The organism is Bradyrhizobium iriomotense (assembly GCF_018129405.1).
Classification (GTDB): Bacteria; Pseudomonadota; Alphaproteobacteria; order Rhizobiales; family Xanthobacteraceae; genus Bradyrhizobium; species Bradyrhizobium iriomotense_B.
The window spans coordinates 35,779-53,157 of record NZ_JAFCLP010000017.1 but is presented as its reverse complement, the minus strand read 5'-3'; the positions used below and the strand labels follow the sequence as shown (position 1 = coordinate 53,157).

Below are 17,379 nucleotides of genomic sequence, written 5' to 3'. Positions count from 1 at the left end.
GGAGGGAAAGATGTCAGGGATGCTGGTCGGTGAGTTGATCCTCTGGCTGATCGTCGCGATCATCGTGATCGTGGTCGGCGTCTACATCGTGAACTGGCTCTACCACCGCTCCTCCAAGGAGACCTCGTTCGTCCGGACCGGATTCCTCGGCGAGCGCGTGGTGATCAATGGCGGCGCCTTCGTCCTGCCGTTCATCCACGATTATACGCCGGTCAACATGAACGTGTTGCCGATGGGCATCATCCGCTCCCGGCAGGACGCCGTGATCACCCGCGACCGCATGCGCGTCGACATCGAGGCCGATTTCTACGTCCGTGTGCAGCCGACCCGCGAGGCGGTCTCGATCGCGGCCGCAACGCTCGGCCGCCGTACCATGGAACCGGAACAGCTGCACGCCCTCCTCGCCGGCAAGTTCATCTCCGCGATCCGCTCGGTCGCCTCCGAAATGACGATGGAGGAAATGCACGAGCGACGCGGCGACTATGTCGCGCGGGTCAAGACCAATGCGGCAGAGGCGCTCGCCCAGAACGGCCTCGAGCTGGAATCGGTCGCGATCACCGATCTCGACCAGACCGACCTCGAGTTCTTCAACCCGTCGAACCGCTTCGACGCCGAGGGCTTGACCCGCCTGATGGAGGACATCGAGGCCAAGCGGAAGCTGCGCAACGACATCGAGCAGGACTCGATGATCAAGATCCGCTCCCGCAATCTGGAGGCCGAGCGGCAGGCGCTCGAGATCGAACGCGAGAGCGAGACCGCGCGCCTCGAGCAGGAGCGCGACATCGAGATGCGCCGCGCGCTGCAACGCACGGAAGTCGCCCGCGAGCGGGCACTCCGCGAGACGGAGGCCGAGCAGGCACAGATTTCCGCCCGCGAAGCCATCGAGCGCGCCCGCATCGCCAACGACCAGGCGATTGCCGAGGCCCGCATTGCCTCCGAGCGAGAGACCCGCCAGAAGGAGATCGAGCGGACCCGGACTATCGAGGAGAAGGAGCTGCTGGCCCGCGAGGAGATCGAGAAGACCCGGATCGCCAACCAGCGTTCGATCGACACCACCCGCATTTCCTCCGAACGTGAGGTGCGCCAGCGCGAGATCGAGCGGATGCGCACGGTCGAGGAAGCCGAGATTGCCGCGCGCGAAGCCATCGAGAAGGCCCGCATCCAGCAGGACCGCGTCGTCACCGACGCCCGGATCGCCAATGAGGAGGAGACGCGCCGCCGCGAGATCGAGCGCACCCGCGCCGTGGACGAGGCCGAGATCGCCGCACGCGAGGCCACCGAGAAGGCCCGCATCGCCCAGACGCTGATCGTCAATGTCGAGCGCATCTCTTCCGACGAGCGCACCCGCGCGCTGGAGATCCAGCAGGTGCGCACCATCCAGGAGGCCGAGATCGAGGCGCAGCGCGCGGTCGAAGCCGCTCGCATCGCCCGCGAGCGGACGCTGGCCGCCGAGCGCATCGCCGCCGAACAGAACACGCGGCAGCTGGAGATCGAGCGCAACCAGACGCTCGACGTCGCCGGCATCGCTGCCCGCGAGACCACGGAGGCGACCCGCATTGCCCAGGAAGAACGCGTTCGTTCGCTCGAGATCGCCCGCAATCGCGCCGTCGAGGAAGCCGACATCGCCGCGCGCGAGGCGATCGAGGCGGCCCGCATTGCCCAGGAGAAGGCGGTCGCGGCCGAGCGGATCCAGGCCGACCGCGACACCCGTTCGCTCGAGATCGAGCGGACCGGCATTCTGGAGGCAGCCGAGCTGAAGCGGCGCGACACCGTCGAGCGCCAGCGCATTACGGTCGATCTGGCGCTCGAGGCCGAGCGCATCAATTCATCGAAGAAGCGCGAGGTGCTCAACATCGAGCAGAAGAAGGCCGTCGAGATCGCGGACGAGGACCGCGTCATCGCCCTCTCCACCAAACGCTCCGAACGGATCGACGCCGATCGCCAGGTCAAACAGGCCGAGATCGTCGCGCGCAAGGAGGTCGAGACCACCGACGTCTCGCGTGAGCAGGCGCTCGAGGTTGCCCGGATCGAGCGGCGGCGTGCGATCGAGCAGCTCGAGGTCGCCCGCGTCCAGTCGCTTCAGGAAGCCGAAATCGCGGCGCGCGAGGAGGTCGAGCGCGCACGCATCGCTTCGGATCGCGGGCTGGACGAGGCCCGGATCGGCCGCGAACGCGAGCTGCGCAAGCTCGAAGTCAACCGCGAAAAGGACGTCGAGACGGTGCTGATGGAGAAGGCGATCGCCATCCATCAGAAGTCGCTGGAGGAGTCGGCCGCGCGTGCCGCCGCCGAGGAAGGCCGGATGCGCGCGACGGAAGCGGCCGAGCGCGTCGTCACCGCACGCGAGAGCGAGATCGCCAAGCGGCGCAAGACCGTCGAGGTGCTGCTGGCCGAGAAGCAGGCCGAGGAGACCCGGATCGCAGCCGAAGCCGAGCGCGTGCGCGCCGCAGTCGAGGCCGAGGCACAGCGGATGCTCAACGAGGCCGAGAACGTGCTCACCGACCAGGCGCGGTACTCGCTGTTCCGCAGAAAACTGCTCGACCGCATCGAGGGTATCGTGCGCGAAAGCGTCAAGCCGATGGAGAAGATCGAGGGCATCCGCATCCTCCAGGTCGATGGCCTCAACGGCAACGGACACGGCGGCGGCAACGGCGGCCGCAGCGCCACCGACGAGGTGATCGATTCCGCTCTGCGTTACCGCGTCCAGGCGCCGCTGATCGACTCCATCCTGTCGGACATCGGCGTCGAGGGCGGCAGTCTCGCGAAAATGCCAGGCCTGATCCGCGAGGCCCGCGACATGCAGGGCATCAAGGATGCCGCGCGCAAGGGCGGCGGTGGCGACAAGCCTGCCGCCCCACCCACTGCCGAAGGCGAACCACCCGCCGAGCGTAGTCCGCGGAAGAAGAGCTGAGGATCGCGTTCATGGCCCGCGTCTACGTCTCCACCGTCGTGAACGCCCGCAACGACCGCGTCTGGGCACGGGTGCGCGACTTCAACGGACTGCCGAACTGGCACCCCGCAATCGCCGAAAGCCGCATCGAGGGCGGCGAACCCTCCGACAAGATCGGTTGTGTGCGAGATTTTCGCCTGCGCAATGGCGACCGCATCCGCGAGAAGCTGCTCGGCCTCTCCGACTACGACATGTTCTGCACCTATTCGATCCTGGAATCGCCGATGGGCGTCGAGAATTACGTCGCGACCCTGCGGCTCACGCCTGTCACCGACGGCGACCAGACTTTTGTGGAATGGACCGCGGAATTCGATTGCGCGCCGGAGCGGGAGACCGAACTCGTCAACAATATCGGCGGCGGCGTGTTCCAGGGCGGCTTCGACGCGCTGAAGCGCGTGTTTGGAGGTTGAATGATGATCGCAACTGCTCTCATCGACGCAAACTGCGCCCCCTCGCCCCGCTTGCGGGGAGAGGGTTGGGGTGAGGGGGAGCCTCTCCGGGGACGGGAGCAGTTGGACTCGCGGAGACTCCCCCTCACCCGGCGCTGCGCGCCGACCTCTCCCCGCAAGCGGGGCGAGGTGAAGAAAATAGCCGAGGGCTAGCCGTGCCGCATGTCGTCAAGAGCACGATCCTGAACGCGCCGACCGATGCGGTGTGGAACGTGCTGCGCGATTTCAACGGGCACGATCGCTGGCATCCGGCGGTCGCGACCTCTTCGATCGAACGCGCGCAATCCGCCGACAAGATCGGCTGCGTCAGGCGGTTCAAGCTCAAGGACGGCTCCGAGCTGCGCGAGCAATTGCTGGCGCTGTCCGACCTCGAACAGACCTTCAGCTATTGCCTGCTGGATACGCCGATCCCGATGTTCAACTACGTCGCCCATGTCCGCCTGCTGCCGGTCACCGACGGCGACCGCACCTTCTGGCACTGGGAGTCTCGGTTCACGACAAGGTCCGAGGACCGGGACCGCATCACCCACATGGTCGCCGAGGACATTTATCAGGCCGGGTTCGAGGCGATCCGCCGGCATCTGAAGGAGGCCGCATAGCATGGCCGTGACGATAAAGACCTTTGCGAATGCGAGCGAGGCGGCCGGAGCGCTGTCCTCGGACCGCAGCGCGCGCTATCTCGGCGGCGGTACGCTGGTGATGCGGGCGCTGAACGAGGGCGATGTCTCGATCTCGACGATCGTTCGCGCGCAGGACCAGGCGCTGACCCGGATCGATGCTTCCGGCCCACGCGTGACGCTGGGCGCCGGTGTCACCTTCGCGCGCGTGCTCGCCGAGCGCGACCTCGCCTTCCTGCACGCCCCCGCCCGCTCGATCGGCGGTCCCGCCGTGCGCAACATGGGGACGGTCGGCGGCAATCTCTTTGCGCCGAGTCCCTACGGCGATTTCACCGTGGCGCTGCTGGCGCTCGACGCCACCGTCGCGGTGCAAGGCGGCTTCGGCGCACGCGACATCCCGATCGAGGAATTTTTGCAGGCGCGGGACCGGCAGGCCGGCACATTGGTGCTGTCGGTATCCTGCACCCGGCCGGCGAGCGCCGACGCCTTCCGTTATCGCAAGATCGCCCGCATCAAGCCCAAGGGCGGCGCGGTGATCACGCTTGCCGCGCATCTGCCGATCAGTGGCGGCCGGATCGCGGGAGCACGGGTCGCGCTGGGCTCGATGGCGCCGACACAGATCCGCGCCAGGGCAGCCGAACGTGCGCTGGAGGGCCGCTCGCTGGATGCCACGGCCATTGCGGCCGCCGCATCCGCGGCAACCGAGGGAACATCGCCATCCGATAACGCGCTCGGCAGCGCCTGGTACCGCCGCGAGATCGTCGGCGTGCATCTGCGGCGTCTGCTGTCGGGACAGGAATAGACCGCCATGTCGAAGATCCCTCTGCAGTTTCGTCACAACGGCCGAGATGTCGCGATCTTCGTCGACGGCGGTACCAATCTGCTCGTCGCATTGCGCGAGCTGATCGGGGACATGACGCCAAAATTCGGCTGCGGCCAGGGCGGCTGCGGCACCTGCAGCGTGCTGATCGACGGCGAGTTGCACCTCTCCTGCCTGACACTGGCCGAGACGGTCGCGGGCCGTTCGGTCGAGACGCTCGACGGCATGAAGCAGGGTCCGAACCTGCATCCGCTTCAGCGCGCTTTCGCCGACAATTTCGCCGCCCAGTGCGGCTATTGCACGCCGGGCATGCTGATGGCCGCCAAGGCCCTGCTCGACCGCAACCCCTCGCCCAGCCGCGACGAGGTCGTCGAAGCCATCTCGGGCAACATCTGCCGCTGCACCGGGTATGAGCCGATCGTCAATGCCATCCTCGCCGCCGCCGGCGGCCGGGTCAGTGCGTAAGGGAACGCGACCATGCTGGAACTGCGCAAGGATATCTTCGCCGACGAGCGCGACGACAATCTGAAGGAAATCGGCAAGGGCACCCAGCGCCAGGACATGCTCGGCCATGTCACGGGCACGTCCAGCTATTTCAACGACCATAAACTTCAGGGCATGCTGCACCTGAAAGTCGTGCGCTCGACGCAGGCGCATGCAAGCCTGCGCCGCATCGACACCACCGAGGCCGAGCGCTCGGCCGGCGTCCGTCGCATCATCCGCGGCGCCGACGTGCCGCGCAATCTCAATACGTTGCTCAGCCTGATCAACTTCGGCAAGGATGACGAGCCGTCGCTTGCGGTCGACAAGGTGCGCTACAAGGGCGAGCCGATTGTCGCCATCGTCGCCGACAGCGAGCGCGAGGCCTTCGAGGCGATCGCAAAGGTGCGGATCGACTACGAGCCGCTGCCAACCGTGTTCGACGTCGAGGACGCGCTGAAACCCGGCGCGCCCGTGGTCAATGAGACCTATCCGAAGAACGCCTTCATCTATCACGACGTCTATGATCACCAGCGCCTGCGCTTTGGCGATGCCGATGCGGCGCTGGCAACCGCGGACCACGTGCTCGAGCAGCACTACCAGATGTCGCCGATCGAGCACGCGCCGACCGAGACCAACGGCGCGATCGCAGCCCCCGACACCAACGGCCGCTACGTCGTCTACACCTCGACCCAGGCGTTGTTCTTCTCGGTCGATACCTGCGCCAAAATCCTGGACGTGCCCTCCAACACCTTCCATTTCATCGGTGGCACCGTCGGCGGCGGCTTCGGTGGAAAGGTCGACACCTTGACCGAGCCGCTCGCCATCCTCGGCGCGATGCTGACCGGGCGGCCCGTGCGCTACGTGTTCGGACGCGAGGAGGAAATGCAATACGGCCCGCCGCGCGGCGCCGAGCGCATTTACATCAAGGACGGCGTGATGCGTGACGGCCGCATCGTCGCGCGCAAGATCCGCGCCTATTTCGACAGCGGCGCCTATACGCGGCTGTCGAGCTACGCCGCGGTGAAATGCGCCGCCCACCTGCCGGGCCCCTACACCATCCCGAACGTCTATGGCGACGTCTATTGCGTCTTCACTAATCGGACGCCAGCGACTGCCATGCGCGGCTTCGGCGTCACCGCCATGGATTTCGCCATCGAGTGCCAGATGGACAAGCTGGCCAACCTCGTCGGCATGGATCCGATGGAGTTCCGCATCCTCAACGCCTATCGCGACGGCGACATGAAGGCGCACCGGCGCGAGGCCAAGAACACCGCGCTGATCGAATGTGTGCAGGTTGCGGCCGAAAAAGCCAAATGGCCGATCCGCGAGGAGTTCAAGCGGGCGTCGTCGCGCAAGGATGGCGGTGGCAGCCGCGCCGTGATCCCGCCGACCCCGACGGATGCCCGCGCCCGGCCGGTCGTGCCGTCACAACAGCGCACGAGCTATGACCGCGCGCCGGTGAGCGTCACGCGAGAACCGCCGCGCGATCCTCCCCCGCCCGCACCGCCGCCTCCGCCGCCCCGCCCGGCCGCTCCGTCACACGGGGCGACCCGCTTTTCGTCCGTGTTCGGAACAAGGAGACGCTGAGATGACCCGGCATCGCGGACGCGGCATGGCGTCGATCAACTATCCCATCGGCATGAATCTCGGCGGCGATCCCAGTCAGGCGCTGGTGCATTCCAACCCGAGCGGCAAGTTCACCGTGGCGCTGTCGTCGATCGATCTCGGCCAGGGCATGAAATCGGTGACGCGGCAGATCTGCGCGGAGACGCTGGGCGTGCCGGTCGAGGACGTCTATGTCGACACCGCTGATTCCGACACCGGTCCGCACTGCATGGGCTCGTTCGCCTCCCGCGGCACCCATCGCGTCGGTAACGCCGTGATGGCCGCCGCCCGCGAGGCGCGCGGCGTGATGATGGAGGCGGCCGCCGAGGAACTCGAGGTCAACGCTGCCGATCTCGAAACCGACGGCCGCGGCAACATCCACGTCAAGGGTGCGCCGCACCGCTCGATCTCGACCAAGGATGTCGCGATCGCGGCGCAATTCAAGCAGGGCAAGACCATCTCCGGCCGCGGCATCTTCCTCGTGCCGCTGTCCAACGTCGATCCGGAGACCGGCGAGATGTCGCCGGCGACCTGCTATGCCCATGCCTGCCTCGTCGCCGAAGTCGAGGTCGACGACGAGACCGGTGAGGTCGCGATGGTCCGGATGGACTCGGCCTATGAGCTCGGCCGCGCGCTCAACCCGCGCCTGGTCGAGCAGCAGCTCGTTGGCGGCGCCTGGATGGGCGTCAGCCACGCGCTCTACGAGACGCCCGAGCCCTACTACCCAGACCCGGCTCACGGGCCCCGCGACTTCGTCGAATATCTGATGCCCGGCCCCGGCGACATCTGCCCACATGACATCGCGGTGCTGGAGCGCCCTGCCCCTGATGGTCCGTTCGGCGCCAAGGGCCCCGGCGAGATGTGCGCCAATCCGGTGTTGCCGGCCGTTGCCAACGCGATCTTCAACGCCGTCGGCGTGCGCATCGACGATCTGCCGATCACGCCAGAAAAGGTGCTGAGGGCGATCAAAGCCCAAGGCGGCGCGCGGCCGCAGGCACGGCGCTGAGGGAAATGCCGTGGCGGTTCGCAGCAACATCGTCGGCATTGATAGTCCGGAGTCGCTGGAGAGAGCGCTTCGGGCTGCCTACTACCTCGCCGACGAGGGCCTTGCGACTGCGGCCTATCTCGGGCTCGCGCTTGGCAAGCCTCTGCTGCTCGAGGGCGCGCCCGGCGTCGGCAAGACGGAAGCCGCAAAAGCCATTGCCGCCGTGCTCGGCCGACGTCTCATCCGCCTGCAATGCTACGAGGGCATCGACTCTTCCGCTGCGCTCTATGAGTGGAACTATCCGCGCCAGATGCTCGCGATCCGCCAGGCCGGCGACGACAGCATCGACATCTATGGCGAGACCTTTTTGATCGAGCGTCCGATGCTGGCGGCACTGCGTGCGCCTGATTCAACCGTGCTGCTGATCGACGAAATCGACCGTGCCGACCAGGAGTTCGAAGCCTTCCTGCTCGAATTCCTCTCCGACTTCCAGATCTCCATTCCCGAGCGCGGCACGGTCCGCGCAGCCGAGCGGCCGGTCGTCGTGCTCACCTCGAACCGGACACGCGATTTGCACGAGGCCCTGCGCCGCCGCTGCGTCTATCACTGGATCGACTATCCCACCGCCGAGCGGGAAGCACGGATCATCATGATGCGCGCGTCCAGCGTCGCCGAAGCCACGGCCCGCGCCGTCGTCGCGGCCGTCGAGAAATTGCGGCGCGAGCCGTTGAGCAAGGCGCCCGGCATCGCCGAAGCTGTCGACTGGGCCGAGGCCGCGACGCTCCTCAACAAGGGCGGCGCGCGCTGGCCCGACGCCTTCAAGCGGTCGATCGGCGTGGCGCTGAAGGACGAGGAGGATCTGCATTTCATCGCACCCCGGCTCGATGCCATGCTCGCGGAGGCGACCGCATGAGCACCGAGCCACTGCTTCCGCGCGCTGCCCGCATCTTCATTTCCTTCGTCGCGCTGCTGCGCGCCAACGATTTCGCGGTTGCGCCGGAGCAGACCACCGCCTTTCTCGTCGCGATCGCGTTGCTCGGTCCGCGCGACCTCGACGACGTCAGGCAGTCTGCGCTCGCCACCCTCGCCCCGCCACCCGAGCGCCGTGCCACCTTCGACCGGCTGTTCGACCTTCATTTCCGCGGCAGCGAGGCCATTGCACGCGATGACGAGGGCCAGGACGACGAAACCGTTCGTCTCCAGGAGGAGGGTCGCGGCGACGAAGAGCCCCTGCTCTCCGATGACGCCAATGAGTCCGGCCTGACCGCGACGCGCACCGAGGCGCTGGTCGAGCGCCGCTTCGCGCAGCTCTCCACGTCCGATGCGCTCCGGCGCCTGGCACGCGAGGCCCCGCGGCGCCTGCCGCGGCGGCGCGGGCACCGCCGCATGCGGACCCGCCGCGGCCCCTTTGCCGATCTCCGCCGCACCTTGCGCGACAGCGTCCGCAGCGACGGCGAGATTTTGCGGCTCGGCCACATGAAGCGGCGGCAGCGCCCGCGCAAGATCCTGCTGCTGATCGACGTCTCCGGCTCGATGAAGACCCGTACCGAGGAGAACATGAAGCTCGCGCATGCGCTGATGCAGGCCGCACCTAATGTCGAGGTCTTCACCTTCGGAACGCGGCTCACCCGCGTCACCCGCGCGCTGCGGCTAAAGCGCCGCGAACAGGCGCTGGGCGCGGCCGCCCATCTCGTCAGCGACTGGGACGGCGGCACCCGCATTGGCGACGCGCTGCAAGCGTTCCTGGCGGTCCCGCGGTTCAGCGGCTATGCCCGCGGCGCCGCCGTGGTCATCGTGTCCGACGGGCTCGAGCGCGGCGAGCCCGACGCCCTTCGCGATGCCGTCGCGAAATTGTCGCGGCGGGCCTGGCGCCTGAGCTGGCTGACGCCGCTCGCGACAGGTCCGGCGTTCCGACCGCAAACCGAAGCGCTGGTCGCGATCGAACGGTTCGTCGACGATCTCGTGGACGGCGGATCGAGCGCCTCGATCGTCGCCCATGTACTGGCACTGGGACGAAGGAGAGCTGCGTGAACGATATTGTCGACGGCCATCATCACATCTGGCGGCAGGCCGACCTGCCCTGGCTGACCGGCCCCATGCAGCCGCGCATCTTCGGACCTTACGAGCCGATCCGCCGCGACTATCCGATCGAGGAATATCTCGACGATCTCAAGGACGCCGGCGTTACCCGCTCCGTCTATGTGCAGACCAATTGGGCGCCCGAGCATTTCGAGGAGGAAGCAGCCTGGGTGCAGCGCACGGCCGAGGAATACGGCTGGCCGCATGCTATCGTCGCCTACGCCAATTTCGCGGCCGACGACGTGCGCCCGCAGCTCGACCGCCTGAAACGCTATCCGCTGCTGCGCGGGGTGCGCATGCAGCTGCACTGGCACGAGAATCCGCTGTACCGCTTCGCGGCGCGTCCGGATCTCTGCGCCGATCCCACGATCCGCCGCAACGTCGCGCATTTGGCCGATTACGGCTGGAGCTTCGACCTGCAGGTCTTCACTCCGCAGATGCCGGAGGCCGCGGCGCTTGCCGAGGCCTGTCCCCAAGTGACATTCATTCTCCAGCATGCCGGCATGCTGGAGGATCTCTCGCCTGCGGGACGCGCGGCCTGGCGCGCCGGGATGGCCCGGCTCGCGGCCCGTCCGAACGTGGTCTCAAAACTGTCCGGGCTCGGCACCTTCATCCATCGCAACGATCCCGCGCATATCGCCGCCGTGCTCACCGACGCGGTCGCGATCTTCGGCGCCGAGCGTTGCCTGTTCGGCTCCAATTTCCCGATCGAGAAGTTGTGGACCAGCTATCGCGAGCTCGTCGGTGCCTTTCGAACCGCCGCCGCATCGCTGAGCACCAAACAGCAGGACGCGATCTTCAGGGCGACGGCGTCGCGCGTCTATCGGCTTTGACAGACAAGAAACGAGACAGGAGGGAAACGTATGGCGCTGGAGATCAAGATCCTGGACTACGGCGATATCGAGCTGGAATCGAGCTTTCTGGTGCTCGGCCGCGACTGCGGCCGTACCCGTCGCGTCCTCACCCTCGGCTTTCTGATCCTCGGCGGCCCCTATCCGGTCGTGGTCGACACCGGCTATCGCTCCAACCAGATCATGGAGACGCTGGGCATGCGGGGTCTGCAATACCATGAGCACATGATCGAGAACCAGCTTGCGCGCCACGGCGTCCGCATGGGCGACGTGCGCTTCGTCTGCCACACCCATCTGCACATCGACCATGCCGGCAAGGACGATCTGTTCCCGATGAACACGACCGTCGTCGTCAACCGCCGGGAGCTCGAATATTCCGTCTCCGGCCTGATGCACCCGCAATATCCGGCGCCTGACATCAAGCACCTGATCGACCGCCTGCACACCAAGAGCGCGTTGCGCTTCCTCGACCTCGAAATCACCGGCCCGATCGAACTGATGCCCGGCGTCTATTGCGATGCCGCCAACGCCCACACCGAGGGCTCGATGAACATCATCGTCCATACCGCCGACGGCATCGCGACCATCTGCGGCGACGTGATCTACGACTTCAACGACCAGATCGTCACGCCCTTCCACGAGATCCACGATTGGGAGCCGCGCACCACCGGCAACCATGGCACCAGCAAGCGTGCGGAAAAGGCGGCGATCAAGAAGCTGCTCAGCAATTCGCGCTACCTGCTGCCGGTGCATGACCGCCCCGCCAAGATCGAAGGCGGCAACGTCGTCGGCCGACTGCACGATCAGGTCCCCGGACCGGTCGTGCAGTCCTTGCCCGCGCGTAACTGGTTCCCGGCCTGATGTTGTCGAGGATCGACCGATGACGCATGTCACCCTGCGAAGCGAGTTCGAGAACTTGATCGACCCCTACGCGCCTGTCGCGCAGATCGGCACCGGCTTCGACTTCACGGAGGGGCCGATCTGGCATCCGGCCGATCACTACCTGCTGTTCTCGGACATGCCGGGTGACGTGCGACGGCGCTGGGATGCGCGGCGCGGCGTCGTCGAGGTCAGACGTCCCTCGAACAAATGCAACGGCATGACCTATGATGCCGAGCTCAATCTGATCGTCTGCGAGCACGCGACCTCGTCGCTGGTCCGCGAGCGTCCTGACGGACGGCGGGAGGTGCTCGCTTCGCATTTCGGCGGCCAGGAGCTCAACAGCCCGAACGATGTCTGCGTGCACTCCTCCGGTGCAATCTATTTCTCGGACCCCTGGTATGGGCGGATGCCGGTCTATGGCGTCGAGCGACCGCGCCAGCTCGGCTTTCAGGGCGTCTACCGGGTCGTGCCCGGAGGCGAGCCGAAGCTCGTGGTCGAGCGCAATCTGTTCGATCAGCCGAACGGACTTTGCTTCTCGCCGGACGAGAAGCTGCTCTATGTCAACGACACCGTACAAGCCCTGATCCGCGTGTTCGACGTCAACGGCGACGGTTCGCTGGCGAATGCGCGGGTGTTCGCGAGCGGCATCAAGTCCGAGCTCGAGCCGGGCCTGCCGGACGGCATGAAGTGCGATCAGCACGGCAATGTCTGGGTGACCGCACCCGGCGGCGTCTGGGTCTATTCGCCGCGCGGCGAGCTGCTCGGCAAGGTCCGCGTGCCCGAGCTTGTCGCCAACCTCGCCTGGGGAGGGCCGGATTTCCGCACGCTCTATCTCACCTCGACCCATTCGGTGTACGCGATTCCGACCAAAGTCGGTCCGCGCCATGAGCCCTATATGACCGGCCGGCGCGCCGGCAGCGGAGCAGGCCCGAGCTCGCCACCGGCCTCGCCTGTCCTCGCCGAGGACGAGATGCGGCTCGATCCGCAACGCTGCGCCATGATCATCCAGGATCTCCAGAACGACGTCATCATGGACGGCGGCGCCTTCGCCGAGTCAGGCGCACCGGGTCACGCGAAGCAACAGCATGTCGTGGAGAATGTCCGGCGCCTGGCGGAAGCCGCACGCGCCCGCGGCGTCGCCATCATCCATGTCTGGTTCGTCGTCGAGCCCGGCGCGCCCGGCGTCACGCTCAACGCCCCTTTGTTCGAAGGGCTCGTCGACAGCAAGGCGATGGTGCGCGGAAGCTGGGGCGCGGCCCCGGTCTCAGGCCTCGAGCCACGGCCCGGTGACTTCGTCGTCGAGAAGATGCGGATGAGCGCCTGGGAGGGCACGCGGCTGGAGACGATCCTGAAAGCGACCGGCCGCGACATGATCATCAATACCGGCGCCTGGACCAACATGTCGGTCGAACACACGGCGCGGACCGGCGCCGACAAGGGCTATTTCATGATCGTGCCCGAAGATTGCTGCTCGACCATGAATGCCGACTGGCACAATGCCTCGATCAATTTTGCCATGCAGAACGTCGCGGTCGTAACCAGGGCCGATACCGTGATCAGAGCACTGGGATGAGCCGTGGCAAAGCTCCTGCATCTGTCCTGCTCGCCCCGCGCCGAGTCCGAATCGACCGCCGGCGCGCGCGTCTTCCTCGATCGCTTCCGCCAGGCCCGGCCGGATTGGGACGTCGATGTCGTGGACCTCTGGCGTGAGCGGATGCCGGAGTTCAGGGGTTCCATCGTAGAGGCCAAATACGCGCGCATGAAAGCTGAGGCATTCACCGAGGCGCAACGCGCAAGCTTCGCCGAGGCCGAGCGAATGGCACTGCGCTTTTCGCTCGCCGATCGGGTGCTGATCTCGACCCCGATGTGGAATTTTGGCATCCCCTACAAGCTCAAGCAGTGGTTCGACGTCATCGTCCAGCCCGGACTGACCTTTGGCTTCGATCCATCGCAGGGCTATTTGCCGCTGCTGACCGATCGGCCGACGCTGGTGATCATCGCCAGCGGCAGCGATTTTGCCACCGGCATGAATCGCGGCCGCGTCGACATGGCAACGCCTTACCTGCGCGAAATCCTGCGCTTTGTTGGAATCAGCAATGTCCGTTTCATACTGATCAGTCCAACCACCGGACCGCAGCAGCCGATCGATGCCGCCCGTGAAAGGGCCTATCAGCGCCTCGCTGCAATGGCCGCGAGCTTCTAAAGCCGGACTGCGTTGGTTTGGGAGTTCCAAGTCAGTGTGCCGGCTCTTGAGGCTGGCGACCGCGCAGCGATGTCTGCCTTTGACTCATTCAATCGTACTGAGCCGTGTGCGAGCTGCCTCGCTTCACCGCACTTTCCGCAACCGCCGGTCCTGTCGCGGGCGTAGCTCCGCCTGCTTTCGGGAATGTCAGCGTTTCGCTCAGGTCACCGCGCACCATCGTCACCTCGCGCTGGTGCACCGAACTCAGTCGCCAGCCCTGGTAGTTTCCGTCGAGCTTCAAGCGCAGCGTGGCCTTGCTCGTCTCGTCGACGAAAATCCCGACACTCTGGTCACCGCCGACGACGGTTCCGACCAGCACGAGCCGCAGTTCGGCCGGCGGCGGGCCGGACGGTATCGGCGGCGCTTGCGATGCAGGCACCGAAATCACCGGCGGCGGTCGCCGCGAGGCCGAGAAGATCGGCCGTTCGTTCGTCTCCGACAGCGCCGCAAGCGGGACTGCCCAGAGCGGATTGCCGCGCATCGCCTCCCGATTGACGGGAGACCGCGATGGCGCCGCGGAAACGACCGGTGCCAACGTTGCGGGAGACTCCCCAAGGCTGGACGTCGGACCGCTGAAGCCTGGGACATCGATATCCGAAAAATCCGCCGGCAGCGCCGAGGTCGCGGCGGACACGTCGAGCAGAGGCGCCAGCACGAGCATGAAGCCCACCGATATCCGCCGTGCCGCCTTGTGCCCTCTCATGTTCCTCGTCATCGGCCTGTCGGGAGCAACGCGCAAGATTCTCAGTCACGGAGACTGGCGGCCAGCTTAGGCAAGACCAGCGGCTCGCCAGGCACTGAGCACCGGGAGCAAGGCTTATCGGCCGCCGATGTGACACTTGTGCGAAACATCCGCGACCTTCCCGATGTTTCCCCGCCTTGCGATCATTGCACACCTCGACACCGGCTCCGGGCCCCAGTATGACATTGTTGCTGCATCGTCATACTGCCCTGCTAGAGCGTGACGCTGCTGAAATGGCTGTGGTGCGGAGACGTGGCGGTGCGTGGGACCTTGTTGCGGATGTTTTCGGCCGCCGCATCGTCCGCCCTGTGTGCATTCCCGGTTGCGGCCCAGGAACGCAGCGCGGCCGCCGAGCTGCCGCCGGTCACCGTCGCGGCGGAGGAACAGCCTCCGAAACGACTCGCTCGCAAGAAACCGCCGAAAGGCGCGAGTCCGCGCAATCACACTGCCGCTCGCACGGACAGCACGACTGAAGGCGGGGGCGCGGCCGGTGCGGCGCCCGCCAGTCCGTCGGCCTTGCAGCCCACCGCCGCCAGCGCCGTTCGCGTCAGTGGCAAAGAGGTCAACGCCGTCCCGTTCTCGCGGCCTGGCGAGGCCCTTGAAGCGGTGCCGGGCCTGATCGTCACCCAGCACTCCGGCGAGGGCAAAGCCAATCAGTATTTCCTGCGCGGCTTCAATCTCGATCACGGTACCGATCTGGCGATCAGCGTCGACGGCATGCCCGTCAACATGCCGACGCACGGGCATGGACAAGGCTACGCCGACATCAATTTCCTGATCCCCGAGCTGATCCGGTCCGTCGATGTGCGAAAAGGACCGTATTTCGCCGACCAGGGCGATTTCGCATCCGCGGGCGCCGTGGCGATCGACTATGTCGACAAGCTGCCGCACAACATCGCAGAGATGACCTTCGGCAGCTTCGGCTATCGCCGCGCCCTGGCGGCAACGTCGAACTCTGTCGGCGCCGGCACGCTGCTGACGGCGCTCGAGGCCACGAAATATGATGGCCCGTGGCAATCGCCGGATGACGTGCGCAAGCTGAACGGCGTCCTGCGTTACAGCCAGGGCACGGCGACCGACGGCCTGACTCTGACGGCGATGGCCTATTCCAACGGCTGGAATTCCACCGACCAGGTTGCGCAACGCGCGATCGACCAGGGCCTGATCGATCGTCTCGGCACGCTCGATCCGACCGACGGCGGCACGTCCAGCCGGTTCAGCCTGTCCGGCAGCTGGGCGCAGTCAGGCGACTACGGACAAACCAATGTCCGCGCCTATGTCGTGCGCTCCGATCTGCGGCTCTTCAACGATTTCACCTACTTTCTCGACAACCCCGTCAATGGCGACCAGTTCAGCCAGCTCGACCGCCGCAGCTTTGGCGGCGTCGATGCCCGGCATGCGTTCGATTGGCGCTTCGCCGGGCGCGAGGTGCAAACCCGCGTCGGCGTGCAGAGCCGCTATGACGACATTCATGTCGGCCTGTTCAAGACCGAGCAGCGCAATTGGCTCTCGACCGTGCGCGACGACCGCGTGCAGGAGGGCAATGTCGGGCTCTGGACCGATACGACCACGCGCTGGACCGACTGGCTGCGCACCACCGTCGGCATCCGGGAAGATGTCTTCGCCGGACACGTCTTCAGCGACACGCCGCAGAATTCGGGTAGCGCTCAGGCGTCGATGGCGAGCCCGAAGGCCGGTCTCGTGCTCGGTCCCTGGTACAGGACCGAGTTCTACGCCAATGCCGGCTACGGCCTGCACAGCAACGATATCCGCGGCGCGACGATCACGGTCGATCCCAACGACAAGGTCACGCCGCTCGACCGCGTGCCGCTGCTGGTGCGCTCGCGCGGTGCCGAGCTTGGCCTGCGCACCAAACCGATCGAGGGTCTGACCAGCTCGCTCGCGGTCTTCGTGCTCGATTTCGACTCGGAGCTGCTGTTCGTCGGCGACGCCGGCACCACAGAGCCGAGCCGCCCCAGCCGCCGCGTCGGTGTCGAGTGGACGAACCAGTACAAGCCGCTGCCGTGGATGACGGTCGATCTCGACGTCGCCCATACCCACGCCCGCTTCACCGATTTCGATCCGGCCGGGGCCCGCATCCCCGGCGCGCCGGCGTGGGTGGCGAGCGGCGCAATCACCGTTGGCGGCGACACCGGCTGGTTCGGCGCGCTGAAGGCGCGCTATTTCGGTCCACGCCCCCTGATCGAGGACGACAGCGTTCGTTCGCGATCGTCGCTGATCTTCAATGCACGCGCCGGCTACAAATTCGACAACGGCGTTCGGGTGCAACTCGACGTGCTCAACCTCTTCAACGCCCAGACCAACCAGATCGAGTACTATTATCTGTCGCGACTGCCGGGCGAGCCCATCGAGGGCGTCGCGGACCGTCACGTCCATCCGGCCGAGCCGCTTGCGGTCCGGCTGACGGTGGCGGCGAAATTCTGATCGCTGCGATTTGCCGAACCGGCATGGAAGCCACCGGTGCAGGCCGTCATAAATCCTGAAAAAATCTGACATAGAGCGGATGCTTTGATTGGCCGAGAGAGCACACGTTCGGCTGATGCAAGACCCGGCTCCGACCACCCAGCCGGTCGTGTTCGAGGCAGGAGTTAAGGGGAATGCAATCTGAGCCGGACGTCACTTTGATCGCCTCGGCAGAGCGGTTCGCGCGCACGGC

Annotated in this window: 15 protein-coding genes; 14 read left to right on the top strand and 1 reads right to left on the bottom strand. The window is 66.2% G+C overall.

The features are described 5' to 3' along the window. The first annotated feature begins 10 nt into the window (after positions 1-10). From JQ592_RS28040 to JQ592_RS27980, 13 genes are all read left to right on the top strand, one after another. Positions 11-2,908 carry a flotillin family protein gene (locus tag JQ592_RS28040; RefSeq protein ID WP_211406009.1) on the top strand — a complete coding sequence of 966 codons (2,898 nt, stop codon included), beginning with the start codon at positions 11-13 and terminating at the stop codon, positions 2,906-2,908. An 11-nt stretch (positions 2,909-2,919) separates the two neighbouring features. Then, positions 2,920-3,357 carry an SRPBCC family protein gene (locus JQ592_RS28035; protein WP_097659057.1) on the top strand — a complete coding sequence of 146 codons (438 nt, stop codon included), beginning with the start codon at positions 2,920-2,922 and terminating at the stop codon, positions 3,355-3,357. A 194-nt stretch (positions 3,358-3,551) separates the two neighbouring features. Beyond that, on the top strand, positions 3,552-3,995 hold the full coding sequence (locus tag JQ592_RS28030) for an SRPBCC family protein (RefSeq protein WP_211406008.1): 444 nt from the start codon (positions 3,552-3,554) through the stop codon (positions 3,993-3,995). Position 3,996: 1 nt separating this feature from the next. Next, positions 3,997-4,815: an FAD binding domain-containing protein gene (locus JQ592_RS28025; RefSeq protein ID WP_211406007.1), complete on the top strand. Its 819-nt coding sequence runs from the start codon at positions 3,997-3,999 to the stop codon at positions 4,813-4,815. Between the two features lie 6 nt (positions 4,816-4,821). Next, a complete protein-coding gene (locus JQ592_RS28020) occupies positions 4,822-5,298 on the top strand; it encodes a (2Fe-2S)-binding protein (RefSeq protein WP_211406006.1) in 477 nt (158 codons plus the stop codon). A gap of 12 nt (positions 5,299-5,310) precedes the next feature. Next, positions 5,311-6,903, top strand: a complete 1,593-nt coding sequence (locus JQ592_RS28015) for a xanthine dehydrogenase family protein molybdopterin-binding subunit (RefSeq protein ID WP_211406005.1) — start codon at positions 5,311-5,313, stop codon at positions 6,901-6,903. Position 6,904: 1 nt separating this feature from the next. Next, positions 6,905-7,927 (top strand): xanthine dehydrogenase family protein molybdopterin-binding subunit, encoded by a 1,023-nt coding sequence (locus JQ592_RS28010; protein WP_061020915.1) that lies wholly within the window; start codon positions 6,905-6,907, stop codon positions 7,925-7,927. 10 nt (positions 7,928-7,937) lie between these two features. Then, the gene (locus JQ592_RS28005; protein WP_211406004.1) at positions 7,938-8,819 is read left to right on the top strand and encodes an AAA family ATPase; all 882 of its coding nucleotides are present in this window, start codon (positions 7,938-7,940) and stop codon (positions 8,817-8,819) included. Beyond that, on the top strand, positions 8,816-9,937 hold the full coding sequence (locus JQ592_RS28000) for a vWA domain-containing protein (protein WP_211406003.1): 1,122 nt from the start codon (positions 8,816-8,818) through the stop codon (positions 9,935-9,937). Before JQ592_RS28005 ends, JQ592_RS28000 begins: the two co-directional genes overlap by 4 nt. After that, positions 9,934-10,818, top strand: a complete 885-nt coding sequence (locus tag JQ592_RS27995) for an amidohydrolase family protein (RefSeq protein WP_211406002.1) — start codon at positions 9,934-9,936, stop codon at positions 10,816-10,818. The genes JQ592_RS28000 and JQ592_RS27995 overlap by 4 nt, the downstream gene beginning before the upstream one ends. A 30-nt stretch (positions 10,819-10,848) precedes the next feature. After that, a complete protein-coding gene (locus JQ592_RS27990; RefSeq protein WP_211406001.1) occupies positions 10,849-11,697 on the top strand; it encodes an MBL fold metallo-hydrolase in 849 nt (282 codons plus the stop codon). A gap of 19 nt (positions 11,698-11,716) precedes the next feature. Further along, positions 11,717-13,291: an isochorismatase family protein gene (locus JQ592_RS27985; protein ID WP_211406000.1), complete on the top strand. Its 1,575-nt coding sequence runs from the start codon at positions 11,717-11,719 to the stop codon at positions 13,289-13,291. A 3-nt stretch (positions 13,292-13,294) separates the two neighbouring features. Next, on the top strand, positions 13,295-13,921 hold the full coding sequence (locus JQ592_RS27980; RefSeq protein ID WP_211405999.1) for an FMN-dependent NADH-azoreductase: 627 nt from the start codon (positions 13,295-13,297) through the stop codon (positions 13,919-13,921). A gap of 88 nt (positions 13,922-14,009) precedes the next feature. On the opposite strand, the gene JQ592_RS27975 is transcribed toward JQ592_RS27980, so the two are convergent. Next, positions 14,010-14,621, bottom strand: coding sequence for a general secretion pathway protein GspN (locus tag JQ592_RS27975; protein ID WP_211405998.1), 612 nt, complete (start codon positions 14,619-14,621; stop codon positions 14,010-14,012). Between the two features lie 360 nt (positions 14,622-14,981). On the opposite strand from JQ592_RS27975, the gene JQ592_RS27970 reads away from it, so the two are divergent. Then, positions 14,982-17,147 (top strand): TonB-dependent receptor, encoded by a 2,166-nt coding sequence (locus tag JQ592_RS27970; RefSeq protein WP_211406109.1) that lies wholly within the window; start codon positions 14,982-14,984, stop codon positions 17,145-17,147. Positions 17,148-17,379: the final 232 nt, after the last annotated feature.

Excerpts from the sequence above, each read along its gene's own strand:
- JQ592_RS28040 (WP_211406009.1), top strand. The coding sequence starts at position 11 with ATGTCAGGGATGCTGGTCGGTGAGTTGATCCTCTGGCTGATCGTCGCG.
- JQ592_RS28035 (WP_097659057.1), top strand. The coding sequence starts at position 2,920 with ATGGCCCGCGTCTACGTCTCCACCGTCGTGAACGCCCGCAACGACCGC.
- JQ592_RS28025 (WP_211406007.1), top strand. The coding sequence starts at position 3,997 with ATGGCCGTGACGATAAAGACCTTTGCGAATGCGAGCGAGGCGGCCGGA.
- JQ592_RS28020 (WP_211406006.1), top strand. The coding sequence starts at position 4,822 with ATGTCGAAGATCCCTCTGCAGTTTCGTCACAACGGCCGAGATGTCGCG.
- JQ592_RS28015 (WP_211406005.1), top strand. The coding sequence starts at position 5,311 with ATGCTGGAACTGCGCAAGGATATCTTCGCCGACGAGCGCGACGACAAT.
- JQ592_RS28010 (WP_061020915.1), top strand. The coding sequence starts at position 6,905 with ATGACCCGGCATCGCGGACGCGGCATGGCGTCGATCAACTATCCCATC.
- JQ592_RS28000 (WP_211406003.1), top strand. The coding sequence starts at position 8,816 with ATGAGCACCGAGCCACTGCTTCCGCGCGCTGCCCGCATCTTCATTTCC.
- JQ592_RS27990 (WP_211406001.1), top strand. The coding sequence starts at position 10,849 with ATGGCGCTGGAGATCAAGATCCTGGACTACGGCGATATCGAGCTGGAA.
- JQ592_RS27985 (WP_211406000.1), top strand. The coding sequence starts at position 11,717 with ATGACGCATGTCACCCTGCGAAGCGAGTTCGAGAACTTGATCGACCCC.
- JQ592_RS27975 (WP_211405998.1), bottom strand. The coding sequence starts at position 14,621 with ATGCTCGTGCTGGCGCCTCTGCTCGACGTGTCCGCCGCGACCTCGGCG.
- JQ592_RS27970 (WP_211406109.1), top strand. The coding sequence starts at position 14,982 with ATGTTTTCGGCCGCCGCATCGTCCGCCCTGTGTGCATTCCCGGTTGCG.